Annotated in this window: 11 protein-coding genes and 2 pseudogenes; 2 read left to right on the forward strand and 11 right to left on the reverse strand. The window is 67.3% G+C overall.

The features are described 5' to 3' along the window. Window positions 1-33 precede the first annotated feature (33 nt). From DY245_RS06515 to DY245_RS06555, 11 genes and pseudogenes are all read right to left on the reverse strand, one after another. Complete coding sequence (locus DY245_RS06515) at window positions 34-1,161, reverse strand: helix-turn-helix domain-containing protein (RefSeq protein WP_128504490.1); 1,128 nt, start codon at window positions 1,159-1,161, stop codon at window positions 34-36. Window positions 1,162-1,530: 369 nt separating this feature from the next. Further along, window positions 1,531-1,824 carry a hypothetical protein gene (locus DY245_RS06520; protein ID WP_128504458.1) on the reverse strand — a complete coding sequence of 98 codons (294 nt, stop codon included), beginning with the start codon at window positions 1,822-1,824 and terminating at the stop codon, window positions 1,531-1,533. Next, window positions 1,821-2,393 carry a hypothetical protein gene (locus DY245_RS06525; protein WP_244942871.1) on the reverse strand — a complete coding sequence of 191 codons (573 nt, stop codon included), beginning with the start codon at window positions 2,391-2,393 and terminating at the stop codon, window positions 1,821-1,823. Before DY245_RS06525 ends, DY245_RS06520 begins: the two co-directional genes overlap by 4 nt. A gap of 46 nt (window positions 2,394-2,439) precedes the next feature. Then, window positions 2,440-2,574: pseudogene (locus tag DY245_RS45905) on the reverse strand (SAM-dependent methyltransferase); the annotation flags it as partial. Between the two features lie 232 nt (window positions 2,575-2,806). Then, window positions 2,807-4,006: an endonuclease/exonuclease/phosphatase family protein gene (locus tag DY245_RS06530; protein ID WP_128504462.1), complete on the reverse strand. Its 1,200-nt coding sequence runs from the start codon at window positions 4,004-4,006 to the stop codon at window positions 2,807-2,809. Next, window positions 4,003-4,551, reverse strand: coding sequence for a hypothetical protein (locus tag DY245_RS06535; protein WP_128504464.1), 549 nt, complete (start codon window positions 4,549-4,551; stop codon window positions 4,003-4,005). The genes DY245_RS06530 and DY245_RS06535 overlap by 4 nt, the downstream gene beginning before the upstream one ends. Then, window positions 4,548-5,600 carry a hypothetical protein gene (locus tag DY245_RS06540; RefSeq protein WP_128504467.1) on the reverse strand — a complete coding sequence of 351 codons (1,053 nt, stop codon included), beginning with the start codon at window positions 5,598-5,600 and terminating at the stop codon, window positions 4,548-4,550. The genes DY245_RS06535 and DY245_RS06540 overlap by 4 nt, the downstream gene beginning before the upstream one ends. Before the next feature lie 61 nt (window positions 5,601-5,661). Continuing rightward, a pseudogene (locus tag DY245_RS48170) lies at window positions 5,662-5,766 on the reverse strand (DUF5999 family protein); the annotation flags it as partial. 133 nt (window positions 5,767-5,899) lie between these two features. Continuing rightward, the gene (locus DY245_RS06545) at window positions 5,900-6,103 is read right to left on the reverse strand and encodes a hypothetical protein (RefSeq protein WP_128504469.1); all 204 of its coding nucleotides are present in this window, start codon (window positions 6,101-6,103) and stop codon (window positions 5,900-5,902) included. A gap of 76 nt (window positions 6,104-6,179) precedes the next feature. Beyond that, window positions 6,180-6,599, reverse strand: coding sequence for a hypothetical protein (locus DY245_RS06550; RefSeq protein ID WP_128504472.1), 420 nt, complete (start codon window positions 6,597-6,599; stop codon window positions 6,180-6,182). Between the two features lie 122 nt (window positions 6,600-6,721). After that, on the reverse strand, window positions 6,722-6,964 hold the full coding sequence (locus DY245_RS06555; protein WP_128504474.1) for a hypothetical protein: 243 nt from the start codon (window positions 6,962-6,964) through the stop codon (window positions 6,722-6,724). Window positions 6,965-7,166: 202 nt separating this feature from the next. Here DY245_RS06555 and DY245_RS06560 point away from each other — a divergent pair, with 202 nt between their 5' ends. After that, window positions 7,167-8,438, forward strand: coding sequence for an NsdA family TPR-like regulatory protein (locus tag DY245_RS06560; RefSeq protein WP_128504476.1), 1,272 nt, complete (start codon window positions 7,167-7,169; stop codon window positions 8,436-8,438). After that, on the forward strand, window positions 8,435-8,989 hold the full coding sequence (locus DY245_RS06565) for a GNAT family N-acetyltransferase (protein WP_128504478.1): 555 nt from the start codon (window positions 8,435-8,437) through the stop codon (window positions 8,987-8,989). The genes DY245_RS06560 and DY245_RS06565 overlap by 4 nt, the downstream gene beginning before the upstream one ends. Window positions 8,990-9,669 lie beyond the last annotated feature (680 nt).

Genomic DNA, 9,669 nt, shown 5'->3' on the forward strand with positions numbered 1-9,669 from the left:
CCCCAGGGGTCTTTCCCGCCAAGACCGGTGGCGTCACCGCAGCCCGGCCCGCTCGGCCAGATTCCGCACCGCTGCGACCTGGACGGTGTTGGTGGTGCGGGCGGCGAGCGCGGCGACCAGTTCCCGGGCGAAGGGGTCCAGCCGAAGCCGCAGAGGCGCCGCCGTGTCGGCCTCGACGAGGCGGGCGGCGGCCTGATCGGCGCGGTCCTGGCGGGCCTCGGCCGCGGCGGCGACCGTCAGCAGGCGGGATCGCTGAGCGCCGTCGAGCGCGGTCAGCTCCGCCGCGCGGGCGTGCACGGCGGCCTCCTCGGCGTCGCCGTGCTCGGCGGCGACGGCGGAGCGGGCCGCGACCACCATGGCCGACTCCCGTGCGTCGGCGGCCCGCCCGGCGGCCTTGGCTAGGAGCTGTTCGGCGTGCTGGCGGCGTCCGGCCATGGCCTGGGCGACAGCGGCCAGCGCCGGCAGCTCCCACCCGGCTCCGGCGTCCTCGGCGCGTTCGGCGCGGGCCAGCGCGTACTCCGGCAAGCCGAGGTCGATCAGGAGCCGCACCTCCTCGACCAGCACTGGCAGCGGTTCATGGGTGTCGGGGCGGGCGTGGTGCAGCAGCATCCACGCCAGGTCCTTGTAGCCCAGGCGCCGCAGCAGCCCGGCGCCCAGCACATGTACCTGAACCCGCAGCCGCATCGCCTCCGCCCGCCCAAGCGCCGGGGCAGTGACGACCGCGTGGTCCGCAGCCTCGATCAGCTCCGGCAGTGCGAGCGCGAGAGCGTGCTCATCGCCCACCGCATCGGCCCGTGCGGCAGCCCGGGTCTGCTCGGCCAGTTCCTCCAGCGGCATGCCGGCGGCCGAATCCGGATGCAGGCGAGCGACGCGGCGTCGCAGGTGGAAGGCGACCGCCCGCACCGCCGCGTGCTCTTCCCCGCGCGGCGGGTAGGGCTGCCCGGTCAAATCCGCGACATCCAACCGCAAGGCGGCGGCCAGCGCCGCCAACCGGCCGCGGCGGTCCATCCACTCCCCGCCCGTCTCCAGCGCGGCGACGTAGTCGAGCGGCAGGCCAGTGCCGGAGGCTAGGTCCTCGCGGGTCAGTCCCCGGCGCAGCCGCCAGGCAGCCAGGCGTGCCCCAATCGGGCCGCCGGTGGCCGTCTCATCCAGCTCGCGCATCACCAGATTGCTCACATACCACTCGCCAAGACCGTGTGCTCTGCCAGGACAAAGGCCCGCTCATCCCGCTCAGGGATATCCCTACGGTGAGCGCGTATGCCCCTCGCGCGACACATTAGTCACACTGGCGAAGGCGGTGCGAACCGGCAGGTGATGCGCCCGCTCAGGGCGAGGGACGGCCCGGGGCCGGCAGGACAGCGACGTTCTCTCCAGAATGCCGCAGCCGTTCGAGGAGACGAGCGTTGTGCGCCTCCAACTCGGCATTGCGCAAGGTCAGGACCTGGATCTGATTGGCGTAGGCGGCCAGAGTGTCCTTCAGCTCGCGGACCTCGGAGGCGTGTTCTCGGCGAAGCTCGCGCTCCGCCTTCTTCAGCCGGGATACCTCCGCCCGCAGTTCCTCCGGTTCCGGGCGCCGGGCTGCGGCGCCTCCAGAATCTCCTTCACCGCCTGCGCCACCGGCGAGCGGTAGTAGGAGGCGCGGGAGACATCGGCTTCGGTGCACACACTGACGATCGTGACCTTGCCGTCGGTGGTCTCGGACAGGCCGTGCATCAGCCGTTCGAAGGCGTCCATCAGCGCCTGGTCGATATCCGTCAGCGGGCGACTGCCGTGGCGCAGACGGTCGAAGGTCTGCCGGATCCTCAGGTCCGTTTCCTCGTTCATACGGTGTGCCGGCCTCCCTCAGGCTGTTCTGCCTGCAGACCTGTGAGCAGGTCGTCGAGTTCCGCGGCGTAGTCAGCCAGGGCGATGACCTGAAGCCGGGGTAGTGCCTCGCGGTCCATCTGCCGCATGTCCAGTACGGACAGGGCCTGGTCCCGTGCTGTTCGCAGCCGGGGGACGTGGATCGTGGATCGCCGGGCGTTGGGGCAGCTCAGGCACATGTTGTGCAGCGGCAAGGGCCGCCCTGCCGCCTTGGCCCGCTTGCAACAGACCGCCGTCGACGCCTGGTAGAAGCAGTCGTTGAGGACGCCGGGGTGCAGGGTCTTGGCCAAGTGCTCCAGCATGGTGCGGAGCCGGGCGGGGGAGGCAACGACGCCGGGCAGGTCGCCCAGCTCGCGGCGGATACGCTCGAACTCGGCAGAGATGCGCTCGGCGGCCCCTCCGGTAGACGTGCCACCGTCGTTCCAGTCCCGGTAGATGTCTTCGAGGTAGTCCATGCGCGCCACCGCTTCGTTCGCCGCGACCTCCTCGGCGAATCCGGACTCTGAAGTCCCCGCATACCCTTCGAACATGACCGTTCGGGCATGTTGTGTTGATGCGGACCATGATCCGCAGCCAGGGAGCCGTCTGGAGGAGCTGGTGGGCCAGCTCCCGATCCGCGGCGTAATTGTCGGTGCCGCCTGACAGATAGTCGTGCACACGTGCGGTGGTGACCGGCTCCCACTGGTAGTCGTCGAGTTCTGGGGTCGTCATGATCAGCCTCTGGCCTGCTGCTCGTACCGGCGGCGGGATGGCGGTGCGCCGTCCAACGGCGGCGGCGCTGGGTGCCCGGCGAGGAGCATGTGCTCCCCCTTCAGTGGTGGGCGCCGCTGGCGCCGATGCCGTAGAGAACCGCGATCACTGCAAGTGCCATGACGGCTTTGGCCCACAGTTGGGTGCGGCGGCTCATGCGTGCATTCCGCGGAGGCAGTGCGAATGTGGCCGATCACCGGCGCGGATGGCCATCACGTCCGCGGGTGCCACTTCCACGTGCGCGGAGGACCACTCCGCCCTCGTGAAGGATCGTGCGGACGAAGGCGGTGCTGCGCAGGCAGCGTTCGGAGATGTCCCTGACGCTGTGGCCGTCGTCGTAGGCGCGAGCCGCGACGAATATGAATGCCTTGCGCCTTTGGCCGGTGAGTTTGTCGTGCCTCTGGAGCTGTGGCACATCCGTGAGCTTCTGCTGGTCGGGCACGGTGGTTGACCTTTCGGCGCGGTCTGGCGATAGGTGGGTGGTCGCCGAGGCGTAGTCAGGGCTCGTGGTCACCGTGTGCCTTTGGGGCAGGGCTGGGCGGTAGACCTCGATTCGCCGGTGGAGGATGTCCTGCAAGGTGTCGAAGCTGTATTCGGCGAGCAGTGGCAAGTGATCTGAGATCCGTCGCAAGTGCGGGGTATCGCATACCGTGAATCGAACGAGAGCCGGGGCGAGTTCGGGGCTGAGGTAACCGCGGTCAACGCAGCACAGCGTGGTCGGCCGACCATGGTGTTTGCGGTAGCCAGCGGTCGGCCCCATGGCATCAGGCTGGTCGAGGTGTGCGGCCGCGTAGCGCCCCATCTCGATGTATTTGGCGGCGGTCAGTTCGCGGTCCGGGCGGTCGTCGGTATGCCGCCGGCCGCCCTCGAAGTACGTCCGGTTGGTGACGAAGGCATGGTCCGTGTAGCCCTCCCATGGGCTGCCTTCACCTGCTCGGTAGCTGTTCCAGTCCCAGAAATGGACCGCCAGCCAGCCCGGTTTGGCGAGCGTGGAGCACCACTGCGCCTCGGTCCTTCGAATATCCGCCGACCAGTAGCAGGCGTGACCGCTCACGCAGCTGATGTGTCGTGGGCTCAGGCTCCCGTCCAGGTTCCGGAGCCTGACGGTGATGTTCGCAGGGGCGTGCCACGGCGCCCAGTGGTGGGCGTACTCCTCGGCGAAGACCAGCGGTCCGTCCTTCTTGACGAAGATCGCGTTGTCGTTGGTCGATCCCGGACGGATGGTCGCACCGTAGCCATCCATGCCCAGGTGGTCTGCTAGGGAACCGAGTTGGCCGGGTTGTACTTCCTGCTGGCAGATCAGGTCGGCATTCTGCTTTGCCATCCAGGCAACGGCAAGTTGCGGGTTGACGCCCTTCTCAACGTTCCAGTTCAGCATCTTCACGGTCTTCATGCGGTATGCCTCTCGGCCGCTGTGGTCTCTCGTTGGGGTTGCCGTGCCTTCGCCTTCCGCAGGGTGGCCGCGAGGCGCCGGGCCGTCGCGGCCGGGAGGCTGCCCAGCTCCAGGGCGGCGCTTCCGCAGCCACGCGCGCAGTAGGAATGGAACTTGATGTCTGGCAAGTCGCCGCCGGTGGCCTTCTTCACCGCGGCGCCCAGCCGGTCCGCGAGACGCCAGCCCGCATCCCAGTCCTCAAGATCCGTCGCGAGGCTCTGTGGGTCGGCACCGAGCAGGAGAGCCAAGGCGTCACCGGTCTGCACAGTGATCGTTCCCAGGTCCACCTTGCCTTGCTGAACCGTCAGGTCAGGCACCTCCAGGCCGTGCTTTTCGAGGGCCGACCGCAGTTTGGATGCGGCTTCGTAGGGGCTCTTGAGGCCCTTGCGGATCACCGCGGCGATCGCTCGACCGGGATACGGCGTCGTCGACCACGCGTGCGACGCTTTAGCCGCCGGGGGATTTGAGTAGCCCATATAGCACCAGTAGGTGCGCGGCAGGGTCACGCGGACCGCCCCCGCACCTTGCCGTCAGGCTCGGTCTGGCGGGCGGGCGTGCAGACACCGGCGGTGATCACCGCGACCAAGGCGGTGGCTGCGAGGATCGCGCCAAGTGCCCACCCGGTTTCGAGCAGTCCGTTGAAGAGGCCGTAGGCGATGTGACCGATGACGAGGGGAGTGAGCCTGCCAGTGGCGCGGTACAGCGCAAGGCGCACAGCAGCAACGACAACAAGTCCGATGGCCGGAACACCGAAGTACAGATGCATGCCGACCTCCAGCACGATGCTGAGGGCGTACATTTCCCAGGCCGGTCGACGCGCCATAGTCAGGAGGGCGGCGATGGCCCCGACCATGACGACATCCTCGATAACCCCCGATACGACAACGTTCGCGGCTTGGAGCCAGAAGGTCTTCCAGCCGAGGTAGTCGGCCTGGGATCCGCCATATGCGCTCCCTTCGCCAGGGAGGAACGTGGGCACTGCGTTCACGATCGTGATCGTGATGAGCGCGGCGAACGCGGCCGTCGCGCCGACCGCGACCGCTTGGGCCCTGCCTCGCGCTGTGGACGCGCTCGGCGGCCAGATACCCAGCTGTGCCCGGCTGACCCCGCACCGCCTCATGACGGCGAGGGTCAGCGCCCCGAACATTGCCGCCACGGTCAGATTCCGCAGCCCCCACCAATTGCTGGTGGGATCCGCCCGGTTGAGCAGGACGGCTGTGACAGCCACAACAAGTCCTGCCCAGCGCAGCGCCGTGGAAAGCGGTCGCGTGCCGGCCGGCCGTTGGCCTGCCGTGAAAGCCAGCCAGATCAACCATCCCGCAGCCACCGCGATACACACGGACCGGGCGTAGTAGACGAACAGTGTGGATGCATAGGGGTTGATGGGGCTTACGTATGCGCTGTAGGCGGTCGTCCCGCTGATCATCAAGGCGGGTGCTGCAGCAAGCAGGCTCAGCGCATACACCCGCAGATGGATTGAGCGGTGAGAGAGGGCCGGTTCGGCCGCAGCAAAGGTATGGCGCTGCTCTGCCCTAGGTGGTGCCTGGTTAGGCAAGGCTGATCTCCGTTGAGATGAATGGGACCGGAAGAAGGAGAGGCTGGAAGGCCGCCGAGGCTCATGCGGCTTCAGCCTTCGATGCGGGGCCGGACGATCGGTGCGGCGCGATGATCTGCCCGTCCGGCAGCAGCTCACCGGTATCGACCGCGAGGAACTCGCCGCTCCCTCCGTTGCGCGCATCCCGGGACCGGCCCGCTGTCGGGGGTGCGGTGGTCTCGTCGGGACCGGAGGGAGCCCCGGCTGGAAGGTCTCCTCCGGCGCAAGGGGCGAGCCAGTTGTGCCGGAGGAGACCGGCTTTAGGTGAGGTGCGTGACGTACTGGTAGGTGAGCCAGCCAACGACGGCGATCGCGAAGGCCCCGCAGCCGACGCATTGGCCGAGCCCGAAGCCGCCTGTGTACCGGATCGTCTTGCCGTGGTTGCGCCGAATTGTTTTCGCGGGATGCCGCACGGCGAAACGAAGGAGATACGGCAGGCTCTTCCTCGGATCTTCCTTGGTCACTTCGGCCCCTTCCACTTCGGGCCGAAGTACACGAGAGCGCCAATCGCAGCGACGATGCCCAAGCCAATGATCATCGTCACGTGTCACCCTCCTCTTCCGTGAGCACCCGGTGGAGGCGCGCCCAGACCTCTCGGGGGGCGACACGGAACAGATCCGGAGGACGTTCACTCATCCGCTCCCTGTGCTCCGCGTCCAGCTTCCGGGCGGCTTCCTGCGGCGTGCGTCGCGGCAGGCCGGCCGGCATCGACTGTGAGGGTGCCGTTGTCTCGTGTCGGGCGCTCACCGGGATACCCCCGCGTTGGCCATCGCAGCCAAGGGGGCCCAGCTTGAGGTGCTTCAGTTCAGGGGCCCGCAACGCCCGGTCAACGCTCAGCGCGTTGGGCCACCGCACGATTACGACGTCCATCTCGCCGTTCTTCGCCATCTCGCGAAGTCGTGCCCAGCCGCTTCGCCGGCAAGGGACGGGATCGCCATACGAGTCGACAATCTCCTTCACGATGCGAAGGTCATTGCGCTCCGCGAACGCACGCCCTTCCTCCTTTGCTCGCTCGGTTGCGAGCGAGCTGGGCCCAACTCGTTGGGCGCAGACGTAGAGGACGGCGGGGATGGTCAGGGAGCTCACTGGGCGGCCTCGATCGCGTCGGGATTCGTGCTCCACTCCACGCCGCCGCCCTCCGGCACCAGCCAGGCCACCGGCGGAGTGTCCGGGATCCGCAGCATTGGTTTCACATTGGGGCCGCCCACGTCCGGGGCGATAGCGCGCAGGACGCCAATGCGGTCGTCATGGGCGTGATCGACCACGAGACGGCCGAGTAGCGGGTGCTCGTAGTGCCCCAGCCCGAGGGATACGGGGGTGGTCATCGTCGCCTCACCTCACGGTGAATGGATTGGGGTTGCCCGTCCCCCGGGGTCCGTTGGGACCAGCGAAAGGGACGGGGCACTCAGATAACTGCGCAACTGCCCCACCCGGACAGGCAATTCCGCCACAAATCTGGATGCGTATGACCGGAAATTTTTACCTTGAGGGGTGAGCAGCCGGGCTGTCGCCCCTACCGTGGGGAACATGACAGGGAACCCGCACCTGGCCGCTCGGATGGAGCGGAAGGGACTGACTCAAGACGGCCTGGCGGATCGTCTGAACAAGCGGATCGAAGTCTTGACCGACCAGGCCGGCAAGCTCACCGGCCGGCACATCCGGAACTGGTTAACCGGGAAAACTCGGTGGCCCCAGGAGAGACAGCGCGTCGTTCTCGAAGAAGAATTCGGCACCACAGCGGAGAACCTTGGCTTCGTTCCTCCCGCTGCACGAACGCGAGCACCAACGGAGGATCCAGTGCTGCGACGCACTTTCACCACCGCGGCTGCGTCCATCACGGCCGCCGCGCTGCTGCCCACGACCCCGTCGAATGGCACTGCACGCGTCGGCATGAGCGACGCCGACCGGTTGCAGCGCAACTTCGCCGAGTTGGTAGAAGCCGACAACGAAGGCAACTCCGGGATTCGGCTGGAGACACGAGCCTTGGCGCACGCCCAGCACGCCCTGGAGTTGCAAAACATCGGACACGCCAAGTCTCGCGTCCGCGCGCGCCTGTACTACCTCGCCGCCGCCTTCACCGGGACAGCCCTCTGGGCAGCCGTTGAGGCCCAGCAGCCCGAACGCGCACAAGGCCATCTTCACCGAGCCATGACTCTGGCTGGCCTGGCTGGCAGCAGCGAAATGCAGATGCGGCTATGGGGGCACGCAGCACTCCTCGCCTTTCAGGAGCAGCACGTGCACGATGCAATTGCCGCGGCCGAGGCAGGGCGCCGGACGTACGCCTGTCGGATGGACCCGCTTCTCCGCTCACTCGCAAATGCACGACTGGCAGGAATCCTGTCCGCCGTCGGCGACGAATCCGAAGCCATGCGGAACTTGGAGAACGCCGAGAAGGCGTACGAGCGCGCGGATCTCCTTGAGGAGAGGCCGGCATGGATCTCCTTCTATGACAAGGCCGAGCTGGAGGGCCTGTCCGCACTCGTCTTGGCCGACCTGGGCCACTACGACGAGTCGGAGGCTCGTCTCCACCGAACCCTGGCACAGCTCAAGCCGGAGTATCGACGCAACCGGCTGTACTACAGCGTGCACTTGGCGCTCGCGCAGCTCGCCCAGGGTGAGGCAGAGCAGGCGGTCGCCACTGCGGTGCCGCTTCTCCCCACCACGGGAGAAGCGCCCCCGCGGGGACGTACCGGCCAGCTGCTGCAACAGTTCGACCGCGGGCTGAACCAGGTAGCCCCCGGAACCCCCCTCGCGATCGAGTGGGCGGACCGCTACGCCGAAGGAGCGAAAGCACTGTGACGGTCGACGTCAAGCACTACGTTGCCGCAGACCTCCCCGAGATCCGGCAGCAGATACTCGATATTCACGTCGAGGTCAGGCATCGCGACTTCGGGCTCACCGGGCCCTTCTACGAGGCCGAGCGCTTCGACGAGCGACTGTCCGCGTACTCTTCCCGCCCCGGCTGGACAGCGGTACTCGGCTTCGAGGACGGAGAGCCCGTCGGCTTCTGCTTCGGGACCAGCCTTGGGGCGAACACCCAGTGGTGGGAGGACATGAAACCCCTGCTGCCCGGGAAGATGACCGCAGAGAACGGCAGCCGCACTGTCGCCTTGAACGAGATCGTGGTCCGAAAGCCTTGGCGCGGCCGGAGCATCGCGTGGCAGCTGCACGAGGCATGGCTGACTCATCGACCGGAAGAGCGGGTAACGCTGCTGGTGAATCCGGCCAACGGTGACGGGGCCGTACAGGCCGTGTACGAAGCATGGGGGTACAGGGAAGTCGGCCGCCAGCAGCCTTTCCCTGACTCCCCGGTCTTCGCGGTCATGCTGCGGCCAGTTAAGCGGGCGTAGCGCTGCTAGGACCTGTCCGGACGATCACGTACGGGGCCAGAGGACCAAGGCTGCTGCGGTGGCGGTGGCGGTGGCGGTAGTGGTGCCGCCAGGTGGCGTTGGAGGTTGCGGTGGCGGAACTGGTGCACCGCTCCCACCTGTCGCAGGACCCCGCGGTGCTCGTGTGCGTCAGCAAGGAATCCCATCAGGCGCCAGGACACTTGCCCGAGCACCGCCAGTGGGAGGCGCACCACCAAGAATCTCCACCACGCCGAGTAGACACACCCGACCCCGAGGCCGATCACAGGCGTAACCATCAGCCCCCACCAGAGTCCATCCCTGAGGCCTACGTCGTAAAAGACCTTGAGAACGATCAGCAATGCGAGGACAACTGCGCCGAGGGATCCACTCAGCAGGGCGATGATCCAGAAGGCCCGGCGGTCCTGGGCCAGTACTTGCCGCGGTCTGACAGCGGTGGTCGGGTCGGGCGGCACCGTAATGATGCTTTCCCAGAACCAGACGCCAAAGCCTCCCACGAGTGCTGCTGCGAATCCGAGCCGAAGCCCGCCTCTGGCTTTGATGGCCCAGAGCCCGATGATCAACGCGGTTGCCACGGCCTTAGAGGGTGTCTCACGTGGCAAGTTTCGCGAGCTTCTTGTAGCAGGTCAGGGCGGCGGCCAGGCCGAGGAAGGCGAGGAAGT

This window comes from Streptomyces inhibens (assembly GCF_003389455.1).
Lineage (GTDB): Bacteria > Actinomycetota > Actinomycetes > Streptomycetales > Streptomycetaceae > Streptomyces > Streptomyces inhibens.